The organism is Pseudomonas sp. H3_D04 (assembly GCF_054669175.1).
Genome location: NZ_CP162801.1, coordinates 4,477,340 through 4,500,815 on the forward strand (window position 1 = coordinate 4,477,340; position 23,476 = coordinate 4,500,815).

The window sequence follows — 23,476 nt, forward strand, 5'->3', positions numbered from 1 at the left end:
TTCCAATCCTTGGCCATCAGGCAGCCTCCCCAAAATAAGGAAACGCAGCGAAGCCACCGACCTCAACGGCAGCAGCTTCTGCTTTAGTTCGACCGGGATTGCCAGTTGCGTCCGGATCATCGTCACCCGCGACAACTATTGCCGCCGTCGGATGAAGAGAACGTATGGACCTGACGACATTGACCAGGTTGCCCGAGTCAACGGCCATCGCTACCGGCCACCCGCTTGCCATGTGCACGCTGGCAGCAGTCGCGTAACCCTCGGCGGCTGCAACGACAACCGGTGAATCGACAACGCCCAGCACATGAAAGCAGCCTGACTTGCGGCCATACTTCGGAAACAGCTTGGTGCCCTGCCCGTTGATCGATTGAAGGCTCCAAAGCTTGCCCGCCAGATCCCGCAGCGGAATCGCAATGCTGCCGGGCTTGAACATCAGGAAGCTCAGTGATGCCGGTCGCGGCTTAGGCAGATTGTTGAAAAACTGCATGGCGTTGCTGCCGGACCACACCTGGCAGCGCTTGTTGTGGTCATCAATGGACAGAATCACGGTCGTATTGAAAAAGCCGATACCGAAGGCACCGACTTGTTTTCGTTCCAGATAAGCACTCTGGCCATCTGGTCGGCAATGCTCGTTCCAGATCCGCTGACAGCTTTCCGCGACCAGTGAACGCATCTCCTCAAGTAGCGCCTCATCAGCCTCGACCTCAGCCTGACGCTGTTTGCGCCTCGCCTCCGCTTCCGCCGCGAACCGCTTCTTTTCCTCGGCGGTCATTTCAGTTTTTTCAGGACGCCAGCCAGCATCGTGTGCCAGCTTGATCACGGTACCCATGCCGGTACCGCCCTTTTTGAATGACTTCCAGACGGACAAGGCAGCCTTGCCGTCGTAGCTTTTGCTGCTCTGGCTCCAGACATTCCACGGGCCGTAGCCGTCCTGACCGAATTCAGCCTTCAAGCCCATACCCACCTCGACCCACGTATCTCGTGAGTCCGGCGATATGTATTGAAGAAGATGCGGCAGATCGGAAAGCTGTAGAGGGATCTTGTCGTCACTCATCGCCGCGCCTCCCGCAACCCCTGACAGTGGACGCAGGTTTCGCAACCTTCAATCGTCTGCTGTCGAAGCAACGGGATTGGGTCATCGCAGTCTTCGCAGAACTGCGCGCTGACACGGCTTGTAGGCACACGTCGATTGCGATGGATAGCAACGTCGAGCAGGTATTGCGCCTGATCGTTGGCGCGATCGATATCGTCAGCCATCAGCGCGATCCTCCATCGCCTGCCGCGCACCGGCCATGATGCCGAGGATTTCGCGGATCACGTCCATGCCCTGCTTTTCAAGATCAAGAACTTCGTGAAGCTCCCAAACGTTGTCGGCAGCGCCATCATGCATCGCGGCAACAAACTCGCCGGTCTCGCCGAGCAACTTGCCAACCGCTTTCAAGGCATCACGTGTCGCCGGTACCGGCACAGGGCGATACCAGACCGCACCCGCCGGACGCATCAGCGCATCGAGCAGACGGGCATCGCCAGTCAGCCTGATCAGCTCTTCTAGCTCATCAGGATTCAGCCACCGGCGCTCTTCATCAAGCTTGAGTTTCTTCTGGAGGGTGTCGTTCTCCAACACCATGTCAAAGGCAAGGGCGGTGATTCCGCCCCTGTAGTCACGACCAGCGCGATAGATCGCCTGGCGCAAAGGAAGGACCGGACCAGCGTCCGGCAAAAGATCTGTGCGACTCATAACCGTAAATCCCCTGTTTACGGTGTAGCCATAGTCCAGGGTAAACCCTATCCTACGACCACGACCGATGTGCATGTGCTGTGTGTCGTCGTAGCTGAGCTGGGGGATCTTTGGTGAGAGGCCCCAGCTCGGCACCTTTATTAAGCAGCTTTTGATTCTTGAAGGTCTTGCGGTACGCAGAAGACGTCAGGGCGAAGTCGAAACCGAGAAACACCGGTCATCAACTCGGCTCTAACTACAAGTTCAGCGGGCAAATACCCCCGCTTCAGCCAATACGAGACGATCTGCTGCGAAACCACACGCCCCGGGCTCGACATGACTTGCGCGAAGGCGACCTGACCTTTGGCCGCCTCGACAGCTTCAACCAGCGCTAAGCGCATCTCATCAGAGTGGTTCATGGGGACCTCAAAGCAGAAAGTACAAACAGAAATTACAGCTAAATTTGTATTTGCGCAACAATTTAGCGTGTTGGATGGAGTACAAAATCATTTGTATTATTCAGGGATGACTAAAGCCTCGAAAAATCCATCTGCCGTAGCAGCCTTATTCAAGGCTCGCCGAAAGCAACTCAAGCTCAGCCAGGTAGCACTCGCTGAGAAAGTGAGGTCTCTGTTGGGACCGGAAGAAACCTTCAGCCAGCAGACCTACGCAGCTTTCGAAGCCGGCGACACCAAAAACACGCGCTTCGCCATTCAGATAGCCCAGGTACTCGGAATCTCTATAGATGAAGTTGCCGCTCTCAATGGAGAACAAAAGACATCAACCGCTCCTGAGGCGGTCATGCTCGGCCCAATTGAAGTTTGGGATGACGAGACGCCGCTAGATGACGATGAAATCGAGGTTCCATTGCTCAAGGAAGTTCAGCTCTCGGCGGGAAATGGCAGGGCCGTCACTCAGGCCCACGTGAGGTCAAAGCTTCGCTTCGGCAAAATTTCCCTACGCAGGCAAGGAGTCGAACCCGACAACGCAGTCTGCGTCACGGTGTATGGCAACAGCATGGAGCCGGTACTTCCAAACGGCAGCACGGTCGGCGTTGATCAAGGGAAAAAAGAGTTTAAGGACGGGGACATTTATGCGATCAGTCACAACGATGAGCTTCGCGTAAAAATGCTCTATCGCTTACCCCTCGGCGGCATCAGGATGCGGAGTTTCAACAGAGACGAGTATCCCGACGAGGAATACTCCCAGGAAAGAATTCGCTCGGAATCGATAATCATCATTGGCAGAGTGTTCTGGTACTCAGTCCTTCGCTGACACTCCCAAATAAAAAGCCCGCATCAAGCGGGTTTTTTTTCACCAAAAACCAAAATACAAATTTACCTGTTGACCATATTACAAATTGAATTGTAGTCTAGCCCTCGTACCCCTCTCACCCAAGAGTACGAGCCATGCAAACCACACAGCACAGCAACACCCGCTGCCCGGTATATCTGCACCCGTCGGCATGCAGTAGCCGGGCCGCCGTCGAAGCCATTCAGCGCCAAACCGGCCTGTTGGTAATCACCACTCCTAAAGGCCGTCCCGCAGCTGTCGAGCCATCCACCTCCGCCACCGACAGTCTCTGGCCTTTCGGGGGCGACGCAGCATGAATAGCTATCTCATCCCCCTCGCAAAGCAAGATCTGTTGCACCACATGCTGCAAGTCGGCGGCGCAGCCGTATGCCCTCTCCAGCGACCTGAGCAAACCATCCACGCGAAATTTGAAGTCGAGCTCACCGAGTCCACCGCAGTCATAAACGTTGACCTGGGCGGCCTTACCGGTGAATTGACCCTCAAGCGCGCAGACAGGGCCAACCACCTGCACCTGCGAGAGTTCATTCAGGACATTGCGAATGGCCGAATCGAGTCGGCGCAACCCGCCCCACCAGACCAAATCGGCCGCTTGGCGCAGATCGATCAAGCACTGGCCGACTCGGAAGCATTGCTAGACCGAGTTCGCAAACTGATCGCAGCCTGAGGACAGCGCCATGAACCGCACACTGGACGAAACCGCCGCCGTACTCGGTCTCAAACCCCGCAAATTTCGCAGCCAACTCCGCGAGCTCCGTGTTTTGACCCAAAGCGGCGAGCTCGCCAGTCAGCATCGCGATCGTGGCCACCTGTTCTCCGAACCACGTAGCCGCTGGAACGACAACATCAAAGGCTACAGCCACTACGCAGTAGTGATGGTGACTGAGCGCGGCGTCGAATGGCTGGCAAAGCAGCTCGGCATCGGCATCAAGGCACAGAACAAGGACGCTGCAGCATGAAAACCAACTACTTCAACGCGTACACACAAGCCCTTGGCGCCCTACGGCTGATCCCGATCTATCTGGACAGCCCGGGCGTCGTCAGTCGAGCCACGCTGATCGGCGCTGCCAGCGAAGCCATTGACCTGCTGGGCAACATTCCTTGCCGCACTCTGGAACTGGCCGAAGTCTTTCGCTGCGTTAACGGCGTGATTCAAGAAGGCCAGGTGGCTTACGTCACCCCAACCAACTCACCGGAATACCCATTCGGCGCCGTTGTTGCTGACGGAAACGGCCGGATCTGCGCCGCTGCCATGGGCAAAAGCAAAGAGGGCCTCGCCGAATTGATCCGCCTGAAATTGGTGCCCCGATCGGAGGGGCACGGGGAGGAAGCCGCGTGAGCGACACACTTGACCAATTGCGCCGCCAGTTCGCAACACCCTGCCCGACCCTGTCGGCAGTACGCGAACAGTATTTCCCACACATCCGGACCGACCGCTATCTGCTGACGGAAATCAAGGCCGGCCGCATCGCGCTGTTGGTAAAGCGCCTGCACGGGTCAGCGCGCGCACAACGTGTGGTGTACCTGCACGACCTGGCCGACTTTCTCGACGCCCAAGCAACCAAGGCAGCAGCTTGACTCACCGGTGCCCCTGCCGACCAGGGGCAAACAACTCGCACTCAATGAGGCACAGCACATGAGCAAAGCACGACCCTTCATCGACACGCTACGAGACATCGAGGCCGGCGGCTTGCTCGATGAACTGAGCGAGGCCCAATACAGCCTGATCGATGCCATTCGCCTGTCCGGCAAAGCCGGGAAGCTGGTGATCGAACTGAACTACAAGCCCGACGGGCGCGGCCAGATGAACATCAAGGCTGACGTCAAAGTGAAGGAACCGGTTCTGTCTCGCGGTACCTCCCTGTTCTTCCTGACTCCTGAGGGCAACCTCACCCGCCGCGACCCACGGCAGCAAGACTTGCAGCTTCGCCCTGTGATTGAAGAGGAAAACCCCGCAAGCCTTCGCAACGTTTCGCAGTAAAGCCTCTCACCAAAATGGAGCACATCCAATGCAGCAAGCAATTCAACATCTCGTGACCCTAGCCCAAGCTCTGGGCAAACCGATTGACCATGCCGATCTGGCCGCACCATTCGCTCTGATACCCGACGGCGTTGACATTAAGTCTCTGGAACATCTGCAACACGCACCATCGCGTGTCCGCCAGAAAATCACCGTGCTTGATGCCGACAGTTTCATTGCCTACGTCAACCGATTTGCAACTGCGGCAACTGCGGTCTTCTGCAATGGGCCCGAAGGCCGCACATTCTCGGCGGTGATCGACTACCACCAACCCGATTTGCCAGCCTGGAGCGATCACACCGCAACCTATTGCTGCCCTATCACTGTCGAGTGGGGCCGTTGGAAAGCTGGCGATCGCAAGCGCATGGACCAGGCCACATTCGCCGAGTTTGTTGAAGAGAACGTGAAAGACATCGTCGCACCAGACGACATGCCAACAGCACCAAGCGCCGCCGACATGCTGGAGATCAGCAGAACACTGGAAGCGAAGAAGAACATTTCATTTCGCCAAGGCACTCGGCTGGACAACGGCCAGGTCCAGCTGACCTACAACGAAGAGATCGACGGACGCGCCGGCGAGACCGGTCAGCTCAATATCCCTGAACAGTTTTTCATCGGCGTGAAACCTTTCCTCGGCGGTGACGCTTTCTGCGTCCCTGCACGCTTTCGCTACCGAATCGTTGATAGCCGCCTGCAAATGTGGTTCGAGCTGGTACGCCCAGAAAAAGTACTGGAAGAGGCCTACAACGCCGTCCGGACAAAGATCAAAGGCGCGATCAACGACGTACCACTGTACGAAGCAACTCGGTAACTAAACCCGAAGCTATACCCCGCTGCCGTCCTCTCACCAAAGATCCGGCGGCGGGCTCTACTGAGGTACACAGCACATGCAAAATGAAACCAGCATCATCCTCTTCGGCCTTCTGGTCGGCTGGCTGCTGACATCCTTCTACTTTTTCAAAGCAATGAAGCGGGTCAATCGCCGTAGCAGCGACGATCTCAAGCAGTATCAAGCTGATCTATACGAAGCCAAGCAGCGTTACCTTGCGCTGTATCGGCAGACCTTGTCGTTCGGTACCTTCCTTACCCGAGAGGACGCGCACGTACTGCTCAACACCGCGGACAGCCTGCGTCTCGCCCAAGAAACATGGAAGGCGTTCCCTGGCACCGAATTAGTAAACGCGAAAGCATATGCCCAGCAGATCCAAATCAAAAAACTTGCAGACCGAGCGCTATCGACGCTTTCGGTTGCGGATAAGTTGAGGACCGATTTCAACCGCAAGGAACTGAGTCTCGGGCGAGGTGCAGCATGACTTGGATTCTGACCCACAGCGGCCGACAGTTCGACCTGGTCGCCCCCACCGCAGCCATGATCAACCCGCACGACATAGCCCACGCACTGGCCAACCTTTGCAGATTCAACGGCCACACACGCGAACACTACAGCGTTGCGCAGCACAGCCTGATCGTGTGTGACCTGGTACCGAAGAAGGACCAGCTCGCGGCGCTGATTCACGACGCCGCCGAAGCATACCTCGGCGACATGACGAGCCCGCTCAAAGCGCTAATGCCCGCGTACCGCGAGGCCGAGCAACGGGTCTGGATCGCCATCTGCGAACGCTTCAACATCCCCCAAGTCCTGCCAGAAAGCGTTATCCGAGCCGACATTGTGGCCCTTGCTACCGAACGCCGCGACTTGATGCCGCAACACTTCAGTGAATGGCAATGCCTGAAGGGCATCCCGGCAATGCCCGAACGCATCACACCGATGTCCACCCAAGAGGCGAGCATGAAATTCTTCAGCCGCCTGATGGAGCTGATGCAAGGTGACCACCGCCGGAGGATGAGTGCATGACCGCATTTAAAAAGCACCCCTTCGACTTCAAAACCCAATATGGGCTGGGCTTCAACGCTCAGGATGAAGAGATTGTTGTCGACTTCTTCTGCGGTGGTGGTGGCGCCGGTACCGGACTGGAGATGGGGCTGGGTCGCGCGGTGAATGTCGCGAAAAACCATAGCCCTCAGGCAATCAGCATGCATACCGTCAATCACCCGGGCGCCGTGCACTACACCACCGACGTGTTCGACGGTGATCCAGACACCGAGTGCGGTGGCAAGGCCGTTGGCTGGTTTCACATGTCACCGGACTGCACACACCACAGCCAGGCCGCCGGTGGCCAGCCGCGCAAGCGTGAGATCAGAAACCTGTCGTGGATCGGCTTGAAGTGGGCAGGCAAGAAAAAGCCCCGCGTCATCAGCCTGGAGAACGTGAAACAAATCCTCCAATGGGGTCCGCTGATCGCCAAGCGCTGCAAGTCGACAGGCCGAGTAATCAAGCTGAGCGGTGCCATTGCCGAGCAGGGCGAAGTCGTCCCGGTCCACCAGCAGTTCTTGGTGCCTGACCCGAAACGGCGCGGACAGACCTGGGCAACCTTCGTCGCCGAGCTGCAGCACCTGGGCTATGTCGTCGAGTGGCGCGTCCTTAAGGCCTGCGACTTCGGCGCACCGACCAGCCGCGAACGCCTCTTCATGATTGCCCGCTGCGACGGCGAGCCGATTGTCTGGCCCGCGCCGACACACGCCAAGCACCCGGTAAAGGGTCAGCAGAAGTGGCGCACCGCTGCTGAGTGCATCGATTGGACCATCCCGAGCAAAAGCATTTTCGGACGGCCGAAACCACTTGCCGACGCCACGCTGCGCCGAATCGCCAAGGGCATGAAGAAGTTCGTCATCGATGCCGCTGACCCATTTATTGTGCCGATCGCGAACTGGTCCGGTGAAAGTGTTCAGTCAGCGCACGACCCGCTGCGCACTGTCACCTCTTGGCCGCGCGGCGGATCGTTCGCCATGGCCAGTCCGATCATCGCCCCGGCTACGCACCAGGGTAGCGACCGGATTAACGACGCGCACGCACCGCTGCCGACAGTAACCTGCGCCAACCGCGGCGAGCTGACATTGATCAGCCCGACCCTGATTCAAACCGGATACGGGGAGCGCGCCGGCCAAGAGCCGCGAGTGCCTGGGCTGGATCAGCCACTGGGCACGGTAGTCGCCGGCGGGGTAAAACACGCTTTGGCCGCGGCGCACTTGGTTAAGTTTCGGTTTGCTGATGAAGGCAAGGCGCTCAACGAGCCGCTGCCTACCATCACCAGCGGTGGCAACTACCAGCGCCCGGCCGGCGCCGCTCATGCAATGGGTATCTCGACGGTGTTCATGGCCCAGATGAATGGCGGCTTCAACACCACCGCCGCCAAGAGCATTGAAGATCCGATGACTACGGTGACCAATACCGGCAGCCAGCAGCAGCTGGTGACCGCGAACCTGGTGCACCTGCGCGGCAACTGCGATGCCCGGGACACTGCCGATCCGCTGCACACCATCAGCGCCGGCGGCACCCACCACGGACTGGTCACCGCATTCATGGAGCGCCAGTTCGGCGCCAGCGTTGGCCAGGCGGTGGATGAGCCAGCACCAACCATCACGGCAGGCGGTGGAGGAAAGAGCTCGTTGGTTGAGTTCCAGCTTTCGCCGGAGATTGAAGCCGGTGCACTGCGCGTCGCAGCATTCCTGATCAGCTATTACGGCACGGAGAACGTGAGCGGCGCCGGCGAGCCAGCACCGACCATCACCACCAAGGACCGACTGGGACTGGTCACCGTCACCATCAAGGGCACGCCGTACGTGATCGTCGACATCTGCCTGCGGATGCTTCAACCGGCCGAGCTGTACAAGGCCCAGGGGTTTCCCGCCGACTACATCATCAGCCACGGTGCCGACGGCAAACCATTTACGAAGACTCAGCAAGTCCACATGTGCGGCAACAGCGTCAGCCCACCGCCGATGGCCGCGCTTGCTCGGGCTAATGATCCATGGCGACAAGCACAAGTACTTAAGGAGGCCGCATGACAGCCCTTCGCCGAACGGTCCGAATCCGCCAAGGGCAAATGCCGCCCCTCGACCTGCAAACCATCTGCGACAAATGCGTTAGGTCGAGAGCACACGGCAACCACGAACAATGCAGCAAGCAGCGCCAGGCCGAAGGCATCGCGCGCCGTGCACGGGAGCAAAAGCAATGAGCCTTCCACGCTGGGTAATGATCAACCGCGCTTCCGAACTTACCGGCTACAGCGAAGACGCCATCCGCCACAAAGTGAAGAACGGCACTTGGGCACAGGGCCGCATCTGGCGCAAAACGCCAGACGGCCGCATCGCAATCAACATGACGGAGTACGACAAGTGGGCCGAGAGCGCACCGCAGGAAGCGGCCTAGAAGCCGAATTGGCCAAACACAAAGGGATCGAGTTACACGGCGGCAACATTCGCGTCGTGTTCATGTGGCGGCGAGTTCGCTGCCGCGAATCCCTCGGCCTTCCGGTTACCAAAGCCAACATCAAACATGCCGCCCTACTCAGGGCGGCAATCATTCATGAGATCAAAACAGGGCACTTCGATTACACCCGGCACTTTCCCAACTCGAAGAACTCGACCAACTACAGCAACGTAAAGGACGAACGCCTTGCCGCGCTGATGGCACGCTACAAACCACTGAAGGCCGTCGACATCACCCCGATGACTGAAGAAAAATATGGCTACGCTCTGGATATCTGCACTGAACTACTGGGGCCCGACCGATTAGCCGGCATCCTTTTGCCAGAAGATATACAGCTGCTCAGGACACAACTGATCTCCACCCGTGCGCCTTCGACAGCGAACCATTACCTAGCCACGTTCGCCGGCTTCCTGGCCTGGTGCGAAAACAACAGCTACTGCCGCAAGGGTCTGTCTGCCGCTTGCATCCGATTCGCCATGATCGGGCGCGAACCGGACCCATTGACGAAGGGAGAGTTCGAACAGCTGCTCAGCAAAGGATGCCTCCACCCACAGGACTCAGCGGCGATTACTCTCGCGGTTTACACCGGCCTTCGCCCAGGTGAGATGTGCGCACTGGCCGTCGAAGACGTAGACCTGGTCGCGGGACAGATCAACATCACCCGAGCCATCACAGCCGACGGTACATTCAAAGTCCCCAAGACCGGAAAGCCTCGGGCAGTGCTGCTTATGCCGCCGGCTGTTGAGGCCTGCAAGATTCTAATGGGATTGGTGGCCGACCACGCGCCCCGTGAGATCCAGGTATACATGAACCGCCACGAAAGCCGCGTTGAAACAGTCACTCCGCTGCTGTCCCCAACAACGCAAGCCAGGAAGAAGATCATCAACCAATGGTTTATCCCCACGTCCTGGAACACAAAGTGGGCAGCCATCCAAAAGCGATCGGGGATTCGCCCGCGCCGGCCATACCAGACTCGACACACCTACGCCTGCTGGTGCCTAACAGCCCGTGGTAACCTTGCGTTCATTGCAAAGCAAATGGGCCACAAGGATTTCACCATGCTTGTCGAGGTGTACGCCAAGTGGATGGACGACGAGTCGCCGACCGAGCTTCTACACATCTGGTCAGGCATTCAAAAGCAAACCAAAAAGCCCCATTTTTGCCCCACACTTTTGAACGAATAACGCTAAGCCACTGATGAATAAAGCAATTTCAGATTTATCCAGCCACACGCCGATGATGCAGCAATACTGGCGCCTGAAGAACCAGCACCCCGACCAGCTGATGTTCTACCGCATGGGCGACTTCTACGAGATCTTCTATGAAGACGCGAAGAAGGCCGCCAAGTTGCTGGACATCACCCTGACGGCCCGTGGGCAGTCGGCCGGTCAGGCGATTCCGATGTGTGGGATTCCTTACCACGCCGCCGAAGGCTACCTGGCGAAACTGGTGAAGCTCGGCGAATCGGTGGTGATCTGCGAACAGGTCGGCGATCCGGCCACCAGCAAGGGGCCGGTGGATCGTCAGGTGGTGCGGATCATCACGCCGGGCACGGTCAGTGATGAAGCGCTGCTGGATGAGCGTCGGGACAACCTGATCGCGGCGGTGTTGGGTGACGAACGTCTGTTCGGTCTGGCGGTGCTGGACATCACCAGCGGCAACTTCACCGTGCTGGAAATAAAGGGCTGGGAAAACCTGCTGGCGGAGCTGGAGCGGGTCAATCCGGTGGAGCTGATGATTCCCGATGACTGGCCAAAGGACCTGCCGGCGGAAAAACGTCGCGGGGTTCGTCGCCGTGCGCCGTGGGATTTCGAACGCGACTCGGCACTGAAAAGCCTTTGCCAGCAATTCTCCACCCAGGACCTGAAAGGGTTCGGTTGCGAGAACCTGACCCTGGCCATCGGCGCCGCCGGTTGCCTGCTCAGCTACGCCAAGGAAACCCAGCGCACCGCCCTGCCCCATTTGCGCAGCCTGCGCCATGAACGCCTGGATGACACCGTGGTGCTGGACGGCGCGAGCCGTCGCAACCTGGAACTGGACACCAACCTGGCCGGAGGCCGCGACAACACGTTGCAGTCGGTGGTAGACCGCTGCCAGACCGCCATGGGCAGCCGCCTGCTGACCCGTTGGCTGAACCGTCCGCTGCGGGATCTGACCGTATTGCTGGCGCGACAGACCTCGATCACCTGCCTGCTCGACGGTTACCGTTTCGAAAAACTGCAACCGCAGCTCAAGGAAATCGGTGACATCGAGCGGATTCTGGCGCGGATCGGCCTGCGCAATGCCCGTCCTCGCGACTTGGCTCGCCTGCGCGATGCGCTCGGTGCATTGCCAGAATTGCAAGTGGCGATGACTGAACTGGAAGCGCCGCACATCATTCAACTGGCGAAGACCACCAGCACCTACCCGGAACTTGCGGCGCTGTTGGAAAAAGCCATCATCGACAACCCGCCGGCGGTGATCCGTGACGGCGGCGTGTTGAAAACCGGTTACGACGCCGAGTTGGACGACTTGCAATCGCTCAGCGAAAACGCCGGGCAGTTCCTGATCGACCTGGAAGCACGGGAGAAGGCTCGCACCGGCCTGTCACACCTGAAGGTCGGCTACAACCGCATTCACGGTTACTTCATCGAGTTGCCGAGCAAGCAGGCTGAATCGGCACCGGCCGACTACATCCGCCGCCAGACGCTCAAAGGTGCCGAGCGATTCATCACGCCGGAACTGAAAGCGTTCGAGGACAAGGCGTTGTCAGCCAAGAGCCGCGCCCTGGCCCGCGAGAAGATGCTGTACGAAGCGCTGCTCGAAGACCTGATCGCCCAATTGCCGCCGTTGCAAGACACCGCCGCGGCACTGGCCGAGCTGGACGTGCTGAGCAACCTTGCCGAGCGTGCGCTGAACCTCGACCTGAACTGCCCGCGCTTCGTTGACGAGCCGTGCATGCGCATCTCCCAGGGTCGCCACCCGGTGGTCGAGCAAGTGCTGACCACGCCGTTCGTGGCCAACGACCTGAGCCTCGACGACAACACGCGCATGCTGGTGATCACCGGTCCGAACATGGGGGGTAAATCCACCTACATGCGCCAGACCGCGTTGATCGTGCTGCTGGCGCACATTGGCAGTTTCGTGCCGGCAGCCAGTTGCGAATTGTCTCTGGTGGACCGGATCTTCACCCGGATCGGTTCCAGCGATGACCTGGCGGGCGGGCGATCGACTTTCATGGTCGAAATGAGCGAAACCGCGAACATTCTGCACAACGCCACCGAACGTAGCCTGGTACTGATGGACGAAGTCGGTCGCGGCACCAGCACCTTCGATGGCCTGTCCCTGGCCTGGGCTGCCGCCGAACGTCTGGCGCATCTGCGGGCTTACACGCTGTTTGCCACCCACTACTTTGAGCTGACGGTGTTACCGGAAGCCCAGCCGCTGGTGGCCAACGTTCACCTTAATGCCACCGAGCACAACGAGCGCATCGTGTTCCTGCACCACGTGCTGCCCGGGCCTGCCAGCCAGAGCTACGGCCTGGCGGTTGCGCAGTTGGCCGGTGTGCCGAGTGAAGTGATCGTGCGTGCTCGCGAGCACCTGGGCCGACTGGAAGCGACTGCCCTGCCCCATGAAGTTCCGAAACCAACCAGAGGCAAACCGGCCGCGCCGCAGCAGAGCGATATGTTCGCCAGCCTGCCGCATCCGGTGCTGGATGAACTGGCCAAACTGGATCTGGATGACATGACACCGCGTCGCGCGTTAGAAATGCTCTATACACTAAAGACACGGATCTAACGCACTTGCCTGCAAGCTGTTAGAATCTCGCGCGGTTTGGGATGCTGCAGGCTAATAGCCTGGCCTGCAGACTATCGCTCCCAAACCTGGCGACCCCAACAAGAAGGGGCTCCGCTGCCGCCGCCTGAGGAGAAAATTAGAAATGACCTTCGTCGTCACCGACAACTGCATCAAGTGCAAGTACACCGACTGCGTAGAAGTCTGTCCGGTGGACTGCTTTTACGAAGGCCCGAACTTCCTGGTGATTCACCCGGATGAGTGCATCGACTGCGCATTGTGCGAACCAGAATGCCCTGCCGTGGCCATCTTCTCTGAAGATGAAGTCCCGGAAGACATGCAGCAGTTCATTCAGCTGAACGTTGAGTTGGCCGAAATCTGGCCCAACATCACCGAGAAGAAAGAATCGCTGCCCGACGCTGAAGAGTGGGATGGCGTCAAAGGCAAGATCAAAGACCTCGAACGCTGATTTCCCCCGCGTTCTCGAAAAGGCCCCTAGCGGGCCTTTTTGCTTTTCTGCAGGAAAAAAAAGGGGCGGTTTGACCCGCCCACATTTTTTCCCTATTCCCTGTGTTCCTTTTCATCGTCCTGATGAATCGCTTCCCTGCGATGTCCATTCCCCTCATCCTTGAAGGGTGTGTCTGTCCGTTGACACAGTTCAGATACTAGAGAGTTCCCCACCAAGCGCAATCGCTCCCAATCGGCACAACGCTCTGTCATATGCTTTTAATCTTTATTAATAACCATATAAATCAATTAGATAACTCGAGCAGACGTAACAGATGAGCGACTGCCACACTGTAAAAATAACGAACACTTACGAAAGAGTAAGCAAAGACTTACAGCGCAAAACTACAATCCTGAGGCGCTTGCCAGCCATCTCCCAGGCATTAAAAAACCCCGAACCAGTCGAGGTTTTTTAATGCTACTCAAGCGCGTTGCTTACTGAAACAGCGACTCGCTCGACAGGCCGTTCTTCTCGAGAATCTCCCGAAGACGTTTCAGGCCTTCCACCTGAATCTGTCTGACCCGTTCCCGGGTCAGGCCGATCTCCAGGCCCACATCTTCAAGTGTGCTGCTCTCGTGACCGCGCAGGCCGAAGCGGCGTACCACCACTTCGCGCTGCTTGTCGGTCAGTTCCGAAAGCCATTGATCGATGCTCTGGGACAGGTCGTCATCCTGCAACAGCTCACATGGATCGGTTGGTCGGTCATCTGTAAGGGTGTCCAGCAGGGTTTTATCCGAATCCGGACCCAGCGAGACGTCGACCGAAGAAACCCGCTCGTTCAAGCCGAGCATGCGCTTGACCTCTGCCACTGGTTTTTCCAGCAGGTTGGCGATTTCTTCGGGTGAGGGTTCGTGATCGAGTTTTTGGGTCAGCTCTCGTGCAGCCCGCAGGTACACGTTGAGCTCTTTGACCACATGGATCGGCAACCGGATGGTCCGGGTCTGATTCATGATTGCGCGCTCGATGGTCTGACGAATCCACCAGGTTGCGTAGGTTGAAAAGCGGGAAGCCGCGCTCAGGATCGAATTTCTCCACTGCCCGGATCAGTCCGAGGTTGCCCTCTTCGATCAGGTCCAGCAGCGACAACCCACGATTGACGTAACGCCGGGCGATTTTCACCACCAGCCGCAGGTTGCTTTCAATCATGCGTTTGCGCCCGGCCGGATCACCACTTTGCGACAGACGCGCAAAATGAACTTCTTCTTCCGGGGAGAGCAGCGGGGAAAAGCCGATTTCGTTGAGGTACAGTTGCGTGGCATCAAGTGCCCGCGTGTAGTCGATGTACTTGTGTTGCTTTAGCGAAGCGGAGTGTTTGGATTTGGCACGAACGGAAGGTGGAGCAGCCCCTTCATCATTCGACATCGAATCCGTAGCGATGCCGGTCTCCATAAGGAGAACCTCATCGTCGATGTCAAACTCCGGCACTTCTTTACTGAGAGCCATTGTTATAGTCCTTTGGTGAGTTCGACCCCAAGCTCAAGCGGCGCCTTTATCCTTGGCAACGCTGGAGCCTGTCCCCTCTACGTGACGGAACAGGCTGGTAACAAATCAACGACGTGGCAGGAACTGCAGTGGATCTACAGGTTTACCTTGTCGGCGAATCTCAAAATGCAGTTTCACCCGGTCTGTACCCGTTGACCCCATTTCGGCAATTGTCTGTCCGACCTTGACCTGCTGCCCCTCCCGAACCAACAGCCTGCGGTTATGTCCGTAGGCACTGACGTAGGTGTCGCTGTGTTTGATGATGACTAATTCGCCGTAGCCCCTTAAGCCACTCCCGGCGTATACCACCGTCCCATCAGACGCAGCTAAAACAGGCTGTCCCAAATCCCCGGCGATATCAATTCCTTTATTCAAACTACCGTTTGAGGAGAACTTTCCAATCAGAATGCCATTAGATGGCCATCCCCAGCCGGTCGGGGCTGGGCCGGCAGGAGGCATCGGAGCGGGGGTCGGTTTGCTGGCGACGGACGGTGCAACCACCGCTGTGCTGGTGGTTGCGCCATTTGGCTGGCGCCGGATTACCGTGGTTTTCAGCGACGACGAAGGCGTTGAATCGGTAGCACTGGCTACCGGCGCCGACGTTGATCCGGTGCGACCGTCAAAGCGAATTGTCTGACCCGGATGGATCGTGTACGGCGTAGGAATATTGTTCCGTGCGGCGAGGGCTTTGTAGTCCCAGCCGTAGCGAAAAGCGATCGAGAACAACGTATCTTTTGGTCGAACGACGTATTGACCCGTGGTCACCGCCGGACGCTGGGCGACGGACTTGTTGCGATCGACGACACGCACGTCACTCGTTTTGGAACTGGAGCAACCGACCAGCAAGGTGCTCAAGACGAGGCCAGTCACCAGGCGCTGAAAGCTCTTTGTACCCATACGCTGCGCAATGACTGTGAGACTCACCCGCCGCTCCCTTTTTGGTGGCTGAAATAGTGGATTGCCGTGTTTCGGCACGAAATGTCGCAAGTATAACGGGCCGAACAGGCTTTACCTTTAATGAAGCGAAATCGCTTCGCGCACACGTTTGCTGCCTGCCGATGAATCCTGTTTAACCCATCTATGCCGCTGTAAGACCCGGGCAATCGAAGAGAATTCAGCGTACTTGAACAAATGCTCAGGCCAGCGGCCCGTTGAGCAGTGGCACGAAGCGAACCGACCCCAGAACACGACGTGAAAAGCCTTGTTCTTCGCGGATGATCAGCATCAGTTGCTGCACCTCACCGGAGCCGACAGGAATCACCAGCCGCCCGCCAGGCGCCAATTGATCCAGCAACGCCTGGGGTACATCGGTCGCCACTGCGGTCACGATAATGCCGTTGTATGGCGCCAGTGCCGGCCAGCCTTCCCAGCCATCGCCCCAGCGGAACACCACGTTGCGCAGGTTCAGCTCCACCAGGCGTTCCTTGGCCCGGTCCTGCAACACCTTGATGCGCTCCACGGAGAACACCCGTTCAACCAGCTGCGACAGCACCGCCGTCTGGTAACCCGAGCCGGTACCGATTTCCATCACCTTGTCCAAGGGACCGGCCTCCAGCAGCAGCTCGCTCATGCGCGCCACCATATAAGGCTGGGAGATGGTCTGGTTGTGTCCGATCGGCAGGGCCGTGTCTTCGTAGGCGCGATGAGCCAGCGCTTCGTCGACGAACAGGTGACGCGGTGTACGACGGATGACTTCCAGCACCTTGGCGTTGGAAACCCCTTCCTCATACAGACGCTGAATCAGGCGCTCGCGGGTTCGTTGCGAGGTCATCCCGATGCCGCGACGCAGAATATCGTCTTGTTCACGAGCCATTAGCGCAACCCCTCCAACCAGCCATCGAGACTTCTGAAGGCATCATTGAAGGTGCGATCCAGTTGCAGCGGAGTAATCGAGACAAAGCCCTGCATCACCGCATGAAAGTCGGTGCCCGGGCCACCATCCTCGGCGTCCCCGGCGGCGGCGATCCAGTAACCGGACTTGCCGCGCGGGTCGACCACTTTCATCGGTGCCGCAGCACGTGCGCGGTGCCCGAGACGGGTCAGCTGAATACCGCGAATGTGGTCCAGCGGCAAATTGGGAATATTCACGCTCAGTACCGTACGCGGTGGCAAGTCGAGGTCAGCGTGGGCCTCGACCAGTTTGCGCGCAAAGTAAGCGGCCGTGGGAAGGTTCTCCACTTGCCGTGAGACCAACGAAAAGGCGAACGAAGGACGCTCAAGGAAACGCCCCTCGAGTGCCGCCGCAACGGTGCCGGAATACAGCACGTCGTCGCCCAGGTTGGCGCCCAGGTTGATGCCGGAAACCACCATGTCCGGTTCGCGCTCCAGCAAGCCGTTAAGGCCCAGGTGCACGCAATCGGTGGGTGTGCCGTTCAGGCTGATAAAGCCGTTGGCCAGGGTTTGCGGGTGCAACGGACGGTCAAGCGTCAGCGAACTGCTGGCGCCGCTTTTGTCCTGGTCCGGGGCGATAACCACGCACTCGGTGTAATCCGCCAGCGCAGCATAAAGCGCGGCGAGACCGGGTGCGGCTACCCCATCGTCGTTAGAAATCAGAATACGCATGGGCTGTCCGTCTGCCCCACCGGCACCAGATCAACAAGCTCGCGCACCAATACGGTGGCAAAGCATCCGGCCGGGAGGACGAATTCCAGTTGCAGAATGTCAGGCTCCGGATAATGCCACGTCAACCCACCAATGGGCAGCCGCAGGATGCGACGTTCGTGGTTCATTCCGGCGTTAATCAACCAATCGCGCAGATCCGCTTCGCGAGCGGCGATTGCCTGCTCCAGTACATGGACAGCGCCGGTCGCCGGCGAGTCACCTTCGCCCCACTGGGGACCGGTCGGGTGCAGGTCGAGAATTGCCAGGCGCGGGTCGCTGCACTCGGCTTCACCTGCCGGAAAAAAACTGCGGCTGTCGGTGAAGGCCAGCAGATCGCCAACCTGCGCTTGCTGCCAGGTGCCATCGGCCACACGCGCCGCCAATACCTGGTTGAACAGGAAGCTGCGGGCAGTGGAGAGCAGACGCGAACGGACATTGCGCTGCTCCGGCAACGCCTTGCGCGCGGCCCAGGCACGGGCATCGACCACGTTACCGCCATCAAAGCCGAAACGCTGGGCACCGAAATAATTGGGAATACCTTGCTTGGCGATCAGCTGCAGCCGCTCTTCAATCGCGGCTTTGTCGCCAGCGAATTGCGTCAGGCGCAAGGTGAAGCCATTCGCCGAATGGGCACCGCGTTGCAGCTTGCGCTTGTGCCGACCGGTCTTGAGGATTTTCAGCGTGTCGTTTTCGGCCGCCGACAAATCAGGGTCCGCCTTGCCCGGCAGCTGCACGCTGAACCACTGGCGAGTCAGCGCCTGACGATCTTTGAGGCCTGCATAGCTGACGGTGCGCAATGGCACACCCGCCGCCTTGGCAATGCGCCGTGCCGCTTCTTCGGTATTGAGACCGCGCTTTTCCACCCAGATCCACAAGTGTTCGCCATCGCCACTGAGGGGGATATCGAGTACTTCATCGACCTGAAAATCTTCTGCGGTGGCTTTCAGAACCGCCGTACCGAGGGCGTCGCCATAGGCTCGCGGGCCGAGCAATTGCGCTTCGTTCATGCGCGCAGCAACAAGGCAACGGAATGCACGGCAATGCCTTCTTCGCGACCGACAAAGCCAAGCTTTTCGGTGGTGGTAGCTTTCACGTTCACTTGATCCAACTCAACTTGAAGATCCGCGGCAATCAGCGCGCGCATCGATTCGATATGCGGGGCCATTTTCGGCGCCTGGGCGACGATGGTGTTATCGACGTTGCCGACTTTCCAGCCTTTGGCGTGGATCAGTGCGACGACGTGACGCAACAGCACGCGGCTGTCGGCGCCCTTGAACGTCGGGTCGGTGTCCGGGAAGTGCTTGCCGATATCACCCAGCGCAGCGGCGCCGAGCAAGGCATCGCTCAAGGCGTGCAGCAGGACGTCACCGTCGGAGTGAGCGAGCAGCCCGAAGCCGTGTGCAATGCGCACACCGCCCAGAGTAATGAAATCGCCTTCAGCGAAACGGTGCACATCATAGCCGTGGCCAATACGCATAAAAAAACGCCCCGATTTTTGTCAGGGCGTGATTCTACCTGCATTAGGCGCCTAGAGCGCGTGCGTGATGCTGCAAGTGGTCGTCAATGAAGCTGGCGATGAAGAAATAGCTGTGGTCGTAGCCCGGTTGCAGGCGCAACGTCAGCGGATGACCGGCCAGTTTGGCCGTCTGTTGCAAGGCTTCAGGCTTGAGTTGAGTCGCCAGGAAATCATCACGATCACCTTGATCGACCAGCAACGGCAACTTTTCGTCGGCCTCGGCGATCAGTGCGCAGGCATCCCATTCGCGCCACTTCGAGCGGTCTTCGCCCAGGTAGCGGGAAAACGCTTTCTGCCCCCACGGGCAATCCATCGGATTGTTGATCGGCGAGAACGCCGACACCGATTGGTAACGCCCCGGATTGCGCAAGGCGCAGACCAGCGCCCCGTGGCCACCCATGGAGTGACCGCTGATGCCGCGCTTGTCCGACGCCGGGAAATGGGCTTCGACCAATGCCGGCAATTCTTGCACGACATAGTCATGCATCCGATAGTGCCGGGACCAGGGTTCCTGCGTGGCATTCAGATAAAATCCGGCACCGAGACCGAAGTCCCAGGCGCCGTCCGGATCACCTGGAACATCGGGTCCGCGAGGGCTGGTGTCCGGCGCAACGATGATCAACCCAAGCTCGGCGGCCATGCGCATCGCGCCGGCCTTGTGCATGAAGTTTTCGTCGGTACAGGTCAGGCCGGACAACCAATACAGCACCGGCAACTTGCCGCCCTGCTCCGCCTGCGGCGGCAGGTACACGGCGAACACCATGTCGCAGCCGAGGACATCGGAGCGGTGCTTGTAGCGTTTGTGCCAGCCGCCGAAGCTTTTCTGGCAGGAGATATTTTCCAGGCTCATGACCGACCTCAGAAATGGATGACGCTACGGATGCTTTTGCCTTCGTGCATCAGGTCGAAAGCCTTGTTGATGTCTTCCAGGCCCATGGTGTGGGTGATAAACGTATCCAGCGGGATTTCGCCGGTTTCGGCCATCTCGACGTAGCTTGGCAATTCGGTACGACCGCGCACGCCGCCGAATGCCGAACCGCGCCAGACACGACCGGTCACCAGCTGGAATGGACGGGTTGAGATTTCCTGGCCGGCACCGGCCACACCGATAATCACCGACTCACCCCAACCCTTGTGGCAGCACTCAAGGGCCGCCCGCATCAATTGCACATTTCCGATGCACTCGAAGGAAAAGTCGACGCCGCCGTCAGTCATGTCGACGATGACTTCCTGGATCGGACGGTCGAAATCTTTCGGGTTCACGCAGTCGGTTGCACCGAGCTGCTTGGCGATCTCGAACTTCGCCGGGTTGATGTCGATGGCGATGATGCGACCAGCCTTGGCCTTGACCGCACCGATGATGGCTGACAAACCGATGCCGCCCAGACCGAAAATGGCGACGGTATCACCTGGTTTTACCTTGGCGGTATTGAGGACTGCACCGATACCGGTGGTGACACCGCAGCCCAGCAGGCAGACTTTTTCCAGTGGTGCTTCTTTTGGGATTTTGGCGACGGAGATTTCCGGCAGCACGGTGTATTCGGAGAATGTCGAGGTCCCCATGTAGTGGAAAATTGGCTGGCCCTTGTAGGAAAAGCGCGAAGTGCCATCCGGCATCAGGCCCTTGCCTTGAGTCGCGCGAATCGCCTGACACAGGTTGGTTTTTCCCGACAGACAGAATTTGCACTGACGGCATTCCGGGGTGTACAGCGGGATCACATGGTCGCCGACCGCGACGGAGGTCACGCCCTCACCGATCGCCTCAACCACCGCGCCACCTTCGTGACCGAGGATCGACGGGAAGATGCCTTCCGGGTCAGCCCCCGACAGAGTGTAGGCATCGGTATGGCAGACACCGGAGGCCACCACTCGCAACAGAACTTCACCGGCCTTGGGCATGGCGACATCGACTTCGACGATCTCGAGGGGTTTCTTGGCCTCGAAGGCAACGGCAGCGCGCGACTTGATCATGTGGATTCTCCAGTGAATAAAAACGAGACAGCGAGTGTAATACAGCGCGTTACGAGGAATAATCCGGGCAAAAGCAAAACATTATTGCCACACAGGGATAATCCTGGATGTCTGAAAACCGCTGGGAAGGAATCGACGAGTTCGTCGCCGTGGCCGAGTGCAGCCAATTCACGGCGGCGGCGGAACGCCTTGGAGTTTCTTCCTCTCACATCAGTCGACAAATCGCACGCCTCGAAGAGCGCCTTCAGACGCGACTGCTTTACCGCAGCACTCGCCGGGTGACGCTGACCGAAGCCGGGCAAACCTTTTTGCAACATTGCCAGCGCTTGCAGGACGGTCGCGAAGAAGCCTTGCGCGCGGTCGGCGACCTGACCAGCGAGCCTAAGGGCATGCTGCGCATGACCTGCGCCGTGGCGTATGGCGAACGCTTCATCGTGCCATTGGTAACCCGTTTCATGGGCCTTTATCCACAACTGCGCGTCGACATTGAATTGAGCAACCGTCCTCTCGACCTGGTGCACGAAGGGCTGGACCTGGCAATCCGCCTCGGGCGTCTCCAGGATTCGCGACTGGTCGCCACGCGCCTGGCACCACGGCGGATGTATTTGTGCGCGTCGCCGTCCTACGTGGAACGGTATGGTCGCCCACACAGTTTGTCGGAACTCAGCCGCCACAATTGCCTGATCGGCAGTTCGGACATGTGGCAACTGGAGCAGAACGGGCGGGAATTTTCACAACGGGTGCAGGGAAACTGGCGCTGCAACAGTGGGCAAGCGGTTCTGGATGCGGCACTACAGGGTGTCGGGTTGTGTCAGCTGCCAGACTATTACGTGCTGGAGCACCTGAAAAACGGCGAATTGATTTCATTGCTGGAGGCGCACCAGCCACCGAACACGGCGGTTTGGGCGCTGTATCCACAGCAGCGGCATCTGTCGCCGAAGGTACGCAAGTTGGTGGATTATTTGAAGCAAGGGTTGGCTGAGCGGCCGGAGTATCGAACTTAGCTCGGATTGCCACTTTCAGTGACAGTTTTGCTGATTGATAGAACGCCATCGCGAGCAGGCTCAGCGCTACAGGGAAATTCATTCCAATGCAGGGGTGAGCCTGCTCGCGATGGCGGTTGAACAGCCAATGAGCGACTCAGCGGCGATTAGCCCAACGCTGGCGAAGCCATTCAAGATCTTCAGGGCGAGTAACCTTGAGATTATCGGACCGCCCTTCAATCAGACGCGGCGCCAATCCAGCCCACTCCATGGCCGACGCTTCATCAGTCACCAAGGCATCCGCCACCAGACTGTCCGCCAATGCCCGATGCAACGCGCCGAGGCGAAACATCTGCGGCGTGTACGCCTGCCAGATCACGCTGCGATCCACGGTTTCAACCACACGACCGTGCTTGTCGACCCGTTTGAGCGTATCGCGGGCAGGAACTGCCAGCAGCCCGCCCACTGGATCGTCCGCCAACTCACCCAGCAACTTATCAAGATCATCACGCGAAAGATTCGGCCGTGCAGCATCGTGAACCAGCACCCAGTCTTCATCGTCAGCACCTTGAGCGTGCAGATGCAGCAAGGCATTGAGCACTGACCCGGAACGCTCGTCGCCGCCCTCGACCCGCTGAATACGCGGATCGGCAGCACACGCCAGGTTCGGCCAGTAGGGATCATCAACAGCAAGACTGACCACCAACCCCTTCAGGGCAGGATGATCAAGGAAACAGCCAAGGCTGTGTTCTAGAATAGTGCGCCCGCCCAATTGCAAGTATTGCTTGGGACGGTCTGCGGCCATACGGGCACCGACGCCCGCGGCAGGAATCACGGCCCAGAAGGCCGGTAAAGAGTTATTCATTGAGCCAACTGGTAAAGGGTTTCACCGTCCTTGACCATGCCCAACTCATGACGAGCCCGCTCTTCCACGGTCTCCATGCCTTTTTTCAACTCGCTGACTTCGGCGTCCATGACCCGATTGCGTTCCAGCAACCCTTCGTTCTCAGCGTGTTGATCTGCGATCTGCTGAGTCAGCTCAGCCACTTGCGCCAGACTGCCATTTCCCACCCACAGGCGGTATTGCAGGCCAGCCAGCAACAAGAGCAAGACGAGGAACAACCAATTGGGACTGCGCATCGAATATCAGGTATCCAGTGAAAAAAGACAGCCATGCCAAAACTTTGAAGCTTCTGATAGCACGAAGCCTGGAAGACCCAGGCTTGTGCTTATAAGGCATCAGATTAGTGGCAAATCCATCGC

Annotated in this window: 28 protein-coding genes and 1 pseudogene; 15 read left to right on the plus strand and 14 right to left on the minus strand. The window is 58.5% G+C overall.

Annotated features, from left to right (window positions below):
• Positions 1-16: 16 nt before the first annotated feature.
• From AB4N91_RS20775 to AB4N91_RS20790, 4 genes are all read right to left on the minus strand, one after another.
• Complete coding sequence (locus AB4N91_RS20775; RefSeq protein ID WP_460111750.1) at positions 17-1,054, minus strand: PriCT-2 domain-containing protein; 1,038 nt, start codon at positions 1,052-1,054, stop codon at positions 17-19.
• On the minus strand, positions 1,051-1,257 hold the full coding sequence (locus AB4N91_RS20780; protein ID WP_458725665.1) for a TraR/DksA C4-type zinc finger protein: 207 nt from the start codon (positions 1,255-1,257) through the stop codon (positions 1,051-1,053). The genes AB4N91_RS20775 and AB4N91_RS20780 overlap by 4 nt, the downstream gene beginning before the upstream one ends.
• A complete protein-coding gene (locus AB4N91_RS20785) occupies positions 1,250-1,738 on the minus strand; it encodes a phage regulatory CII family protein (RefSeq protein WP_460111751.1) in 489 nt (162 codons plus the stop codon). Before AB4N91_RS20785 ends, AB4N91_RS20780 begins: the two co-directional genes overlap by 8 nt.
• Positions 1,739-1,878: 140 nt before the next feature.
• On the minus strand, positions 1,879-2,136 hold the full coding sequence (locus AB4N91_RS20790) for a helix-turn-helix domain-containing protein (protein ID WP_282412228.1): 258 nt from the start codon (positions 2,134-2,136) through the stop codon (positions 1,879-1,881).
• 106 nt (positions 2,137-2,242) lie between these two features.
• On the opposite strand from AB4N91_RS20790, the gene AB4N91_RS20795 reads away from it, so the two are divergent.
• The 14 genes from AB4N91_RS20795 (at position 2,243) to fdxA (ending at position 13,621) form a co-directional block, all read left to right on the plus strand.
• Positions 2,243-2,992 carry a S24 family peptidase gene (locus tag AB4N91_RS20795; RefSeq protein WP_460112675.1) on the plus strand — a complete coding sequence of 250 codons (750 nt, stop codon included), beginning with the start codon at positions 2,243-2,245 and terminating at the stop codon, positions 2,990-2,992.
• Between the two features lie 331 nt (positions 2,993-3,323).
• Positions 3,324-3,695: a hypothetical protein gene (locus AB4N91_RS20800; RefSeq protein WP_460111752.1), complete on the plus strand. Its 372-nt coding sequence runs from the start codon at positions 3,324-3,326 to the stop codon at positions 3,693-3,695.
• Positions 3,696-3,705: 10 nt separating this feature from the next.
• Complete coding sequence (locus AB4N91_RS20805) at positions 3,706-3,987, plus strand: phage antirepressor KilAC domain-containing protein (RefSeq protein WP_460111753.1); 282 nt, start codon at positions 3,706-3,708, stop codon at positions 3,985-3,987.
• Positions 3,984-4,367, plus strand: a complete 384-nt coding sequence (locus AB4N91_RS20810) for a hypothetical protein (protein ID WP_458725670.1) — start codon at positions 3,984-3,986, stop codon at positions 4,365-4,367. The genes AB4N91_RS20805 and AB4N91_RS20810 overlap by 4 nt, the downstream gene beginning before the upstream one ends.
• The gene (locus tag AB4N91_RS20815) at positions 4,364-4,606 is read left to right on the plus strand and encodes a pyocin activator PrtN family protein (protein WP_458725671.1); all 243 of its coding nucleotides are present in this window, start codon (positions 4,364-4,366) and stop codon (positions 4,604-4,606) included. Before AB4N91_RS20810 ends, AB4N91_RS20815 begins: the two co-directional genes overlap by 4 nt.
• A gap of 58 nt (positions 4,607-4,664) precedes the next feature.
• Positions 4,665-5,009: a hypothetical protein gene (locus AB4N91_RS20820; RefSeq protein ID WP_282412222.1), complete on the plus strand. Its 345-nt coding sequence runs from the start codon at positions 4,665-4,667 to the stop codon at positions 5,007-5,009.
• Positions 5,010-5,037: 28 nt separating this feature from the next.
• A complete protein-coding gene (locus tag AB4N91_RS20825) occupies positions 5,038-5,859 on the plus strand; it encodes a YfdQ family protein (protein ID WP_458725672.1) in 822 nt (273 codons plus the stop codon).
• 76 nt (positions 5,860-5,935) lie between these two features.
• Positions 5,936-6,361, plus strand: coding sequence for a hypothetical protein (locus AB4N91_RS20830; RefSeq protein WP_460111754.1), 426 nt, complete (start codon positions 5,936-5,938; stop codon positions 6,359-6,361).
• Positions 6,358-6,903, plus strand: coding sequence for a phosphohydrolase (locus AB4N91_RS20835; protein WP_460111755.1), 546 nt, complete (start codon positions 6,358-6,360; stop codon positions 6,901-6,903). Before AB4N91_RS20830 ends, AB4N91_RS20835 begins: the two co-directional genes overlap by 4 nt.
• On the plus strand, positions 6,900-8,954 hold the full coding sequence (locus tag AB4N91_RS20840; protein ID WP_460111756.1) for a DNA cytosine methyltransferase: 2,055 nt from the start codon (positions 6,900-6,902) through the stop codon (positions 8,952-8,954). Before AB4N91_RS20835 ends, AB4N91_RS20840 begins: the two co-directional genes overlap by 4 nt.
• A 166-nt stretch (positions 8,955-9,120) precedes the next feature.
• Complete coding sequence (locus AB4N91_RS20845; protein WP_056856218.1) at positions 9,121-9,318, plus strand: hypothetical protein; 198 nt, start codon at positions 9,121-9,123, stop codon at positions 9,316-9,318.
• Positions 9,319-9,326: 8 nt separating this feature from the next.
• Positions 9,327-10,562 carry an Arm DNA-binding domain-containing protein gene (locus AB4N91_RS20850; protein WP_460111757.1) on the plus strand — a complete coding sequence of 412 codons (1,236 nt, stop codon included), beginning with the start codon at positions 9,327-9,329 and terminating at the stop codon, positions 10,560-10,562.
• A 25-nt stretch (positions 10,563-10,587) separates the two neighbouring features.
• Positions 10,588-13,155, plus strand: coding sequence for a DNA mismatch repair protein MutS (gene mutS / locus AB4N91_RS20855; protein WP_191650639.1), 2,568 nt, complete (start codon positions 10,588-10,590; stop codon positions 13,153-13,155).
• A gap of 142 nt (positions 13,156-13,297) precedes the next feature.
• The gene (fdxA, locus tag AB4N91_RS20860) at positions 13,298-13,621 is read left to right on the plus strand and encodes a ferredoxin FdxA (RefSeq protein ID WP_008154011.1); all 324 of its coding nucleotides are present in this window, start codon (positions 13,298-13,300) and stop codon (positions 13,619-13,621) included.
• A 473-nt stretch (positions 13,622-14,094) separates the two neighbouring features.
• Here fdxA and rpoS read toward each other — a convergent pair.
• From rpoS to AB4N91_RS20900, 8 genes and pseudogenes are all read right to left on the minus strand, one after another.
• A pseudogene (gene rpoS, locus AB4N91_RS20865) lies at positions 14,095-15,103 on the minus strand (RNA polymerase sigma factor RpoS).
• A gap of 105 nt (positions 15,104-15,208) precedes the next feature.
• Complete coding sequence (locus tag AB4N91_RS20870) at positions 15,209-16,066, minus strand: peptidoglycan DD-metalloendopeptidase family protein (protein ID WP_083374911.1); 858 nt, start codon at positions 16,064-16,066, stop codon at positions 15,209-15,211.
• 211 nt (positions 16,067-16,277) lie between these two features.
• Positions 16,278-16,913 carry a protein-L-isoaspartate(D-aspartate) O-methyltransferase gene (locus AB4N91_RS20875; RefSeq protein ID WP_010462773.1) on the minus strand — a complete coding sequence of 212 codons (636 nt, stop codon included), beginning with the start codon at positions 16,911-16,913 and terminating at the stop codon, positions 16,278-16,280.
• A gap of 41 nt (positions 16,914-16,954) precedes the next feature.
• Complete coding sequence (gene surE / locus AB4N91_RS20880) at positions 16,955-17,704, minus strand: 5'/3'-nucleotidase SurE (protein ID WP_077748335.1); 750 nt, start codon at positions 17,702-17,704, stop codon at positions 16,955-16,957.
• Positions 17,692-18,750 (minus strand): tRNA pseudouridine(13) synthase TruD, encoded by a 1,059-nt coding sequence (gene truD / locus AB4N91_RS20885; RefSeq protein WP_077748334.1) that lies wholly within the window; start codon positions 18,748-18,750, stop codon positions 17,692-17,694. The genes surE and truD overlap by 13 nt, the downstream gene beginning before the upstream one ends.
• Positions 18,747-19,220 (minus strand): 2-C-methyl-D-erythritol 2,4-cyclodiphosphate synthase, encoded by a 474-nt coding sequence (gene ispF / locus AB4N91_RS20890; protein WP_010462780.1) that lies wholly within the window; start codon positions 19,218-19,220, stop codon positions 18,747-18,749. Before ispF ends, truD begins: the two co-directional genes overlap by 4 nt.
• Before the next feature lie 43 nt (positions 19,221-19,263).
• Positions 19,264-20,109 carry an S-formylglutathione hydrolase gene (gene fghA / locus AB4N91_RS20895; protein ID WP_154503315.1) on the minus strand — a complete coding sequence of 282 codons (846 nt, stop codon included), beginning with the start codon at positions 20,107-20,109 and terminating at the stop codon, positions 19,264-19,266.
• Between the two features lie 8 nt (positions 20,110-20,117).
• On the minus strand, positions 20,118-21,230 hold the full coding sequence (locus tag AB4N91_RS20900; protein WP_010462785.1) for an S-(hydroxymethyl)glutathione dehydrogenase/class III alcohol dehydrogenase: 1,113 nt from the start codon (positions 21,228-21,230) through the stop codon (positions 20,118-20,120).
• Positions 21,231-21,337: 107 nt separating this feature from the next.
• Here AB4N91_RS20900 and AB4N91_RS20905 point away from each other — a divergent pair, with 107 nt between their 5' ends.
• On the plus strand, positions 21,338-22,234 hold the full coding sequence (locus tag AB4N91_RS20905) for a LysR substrate-binding domain-containing protein (protein ID WP_010462786.1): 897 nt from the start codon (positions 21,338-21,340) through the stop codon (positions 22,232-22,234).
• A 136-nt stretch (positions 22,235-22,370) separates the two neighbouring features.
• Here the strand turns inward: AB4N91_RS20905 and ispD are convergent, their stop codons facing one another.
• The gene (ispD, locus tag AB4N91_RS20910) at positions 22,371-23,078 is read right to left on the minus strand and encodes a 2-C-methyl-D-erythritol 4-phosphate cytidylyltransferase (RefSeq protein WP_010462788.1); all 708 of its coding nucleotides are present in this window, start codon (positions 23,076-23,078) and stop codon (positions 22,371-22,373) included.
• Entirely contained in the window at positions 23,075-23,353 is a 279-nt protein-coding gene (ftsB, locus tag AB4N91_RS20915; protein WP_008028992.1) for a cell division protein FtsB, read from the minus strand. The genes ispD and ftsB overlap by 4 nt, the downstream gene beginning before the upstream one ends.
• Positions 23,354-23,476: the final 123 nt, after the last annotated feature.

What these genes read in the sequence shown, in the direction of transcription:
- AB4N91_RS20840 (WP_460111756.1), top strand. Translation starts at nt 6,900, where the DNA reads ATGACCGCATTTAAAAAGCACCCCTTCGACTTCAAAACCCAATATGGG.
- ispF (WP_010462780.1), bottom strand. Translation starts at nt 19,220, where the DNA reads ATGCGTATTGGCCACGGCTATGATGTGCACCGTTTCGCTGAAGGCGAT.
- AB4N91_RS20900 (WP_010462785.1), bottom strand. Translation starts at nt 21,230, where the DNA reads ATGATCAAGTCGCGCGCTGCCGTTGCCTTCGAGGCCAAGAAACCCCTC.
- AB4N91_RS20820 (WP_282412222.1), top strand. Translation starts at nt 4,665, where the DNA reads ATGAGCAAAGCACGACCCTTCATCGACACGCTACGAGACATCGAGGCC.
- AB4N91_RS20775 (WP_460111750.1), bottom strand. Translation starts at nt 1,054, where the DNA reads ATGAGTGACGACAAGATCCCTCTACAGCTTTCCGATCTGCCGCATCTT.
- AB4N91_RS20875 (WP_010462773.1), bottom strand. Translation starts at nt 16,913, where the DNA reads ATGACCTCGCAACGAACCCGCGAGCGCCTGATTCAGCGTCTGTATGAG.
- AB4N91_RS20780 (WP_458725665.1), bottom strand. Translation starts at nt 1,257, where the DNA reads ATGGCTGACGATATCGATCGCGCCAACGATCAGGCGCAATACCTGCTC.
- truD (WP_077748334.1), bottom strand. Translation starts at nt 18,750, where the DNA reads ATGAACGAAGCGCAATTGCTCGGCCCGCGAGCCTATGGCGACGCCCTC.
- AB4N91_RS20795 (WP_460112675.1), top strand. Translation starts at nt 2,243, where the DNA reads ATGACTAAAGCCTCGAAAAATCCATCTGCCGTAGCAGCCTTATTCAAG.
- AB4N91_RS20845 (WP_056856218.1), top strand. Translation starts at nt 9,121, where the DNA reads ATGAGCCTTCCACGCTGGGTAATGATCAACCGCGCTTCCGAACTTACC.
- AB4N91_RS20835 (WP_460111755.1), top strand. Translation starts at nt 6,358, where the DNA reads ATGACTTGGATTCTGACCCACAGCGGCCGACAGTTCGACCTGGTCGCC.
- AB4N91_RS20830 (WP_460111754.1), top strand. Translation starts at nt 5,936, where the DNA reads ATGCAAAATGAAACCAGCATCATCCTCTTCGGCCTTCTGGTCGGCTGG.
- AB4N91_RS20785 (WP_460111751.1), bottom strand. Translation starts at nt 1,738, where the DNA reads ATGAGTCGCACAGATCTTTTGCCGGACGCTGGTCCGGTCCTTCCTTTG.
- AB4N91_RS20905 (WP_010462786.1), top strand. Translation starts at nt 21,338, where the DNA reads ATGTCTGAAAACCGCTGGGAAGGAATCGACGAGTTCGTCGCCGTGGCC.
- fdxA (WP_008154011.1), top strand. Translation starts at nt 13,298, where the DNA reads ATGACCTTCGTCGTCACCGACAACTGCATCAAGTGCAAGTACACCGAC.
- fghA (WP_154503315.1), bottom strand. Translation starts at nt 20,109, where the DNA reads ATGAGCCTGGAAAATATCTCCTGCCAGAAAAGCTTCGGCGGCTGGCAC.
- ispD (WP_010462788.1), bottom strand. Translation starts at nt 23,078, where the DNA reads ATGAATAACTCTTTACCGGCCTTCTGGGCCGTGATTCCTGCCGCGGGC.
- AB4N91_RS20800 (WP_460111752.1), top strand. Translation starts at nt 3,324, where the DNA reads ATGAATAGCTATCTCATCCCCCTCGCAAAGCAAGATCTGTTGCACCAC.
- surE (WP_077748335.1), bottom strand. Translation starts at nt 17,704, where the DNA reads ATGCGTATTCTGATTTCTAACGACGATGGGGTAGCCGCACCCGGTCTC.
- AB4N91_RS20810 (WP_458725670.1), top strand. Translation starts at nt 3,984, where the DNA reads ATGAAAACCAACTACTTCAACGCGTACACACAAGCCCTTGGCGCCCTA.
- AB4N91_RS20825 (WP_458725672.1), top strand. Translation starts at nt 5,038, where the DNA reads ATGCAGCAAGCAATTCAACATCTCGTGACCCTAGCCCAAGCTCTGGGC.
- AB4N91_RS20805 (WP_460111753.1), top strand. Translation starts at nt 3,706, where the DNA reads ATGAACCGCACACTGGACGAAACCGCCGCCGTACTCGGTCTCAAACCC.
- ftsB (WP_008028992.1), bottom strand. Translation starts at nt 23,353, where the DNA reads ATGCGCAGTCCCAATTGGTTGTTCCTCGTCTTGCTCTTGTTGCTGGCT.
- AB4N91_RS20790 (WP_282412228.1), bottom strand. Translation starts at nt 2,136, where the DNA reads ATGAACCACTCTGATGAGATGCGCTTAGCGCTGGTTGAAGCTGTCGAG.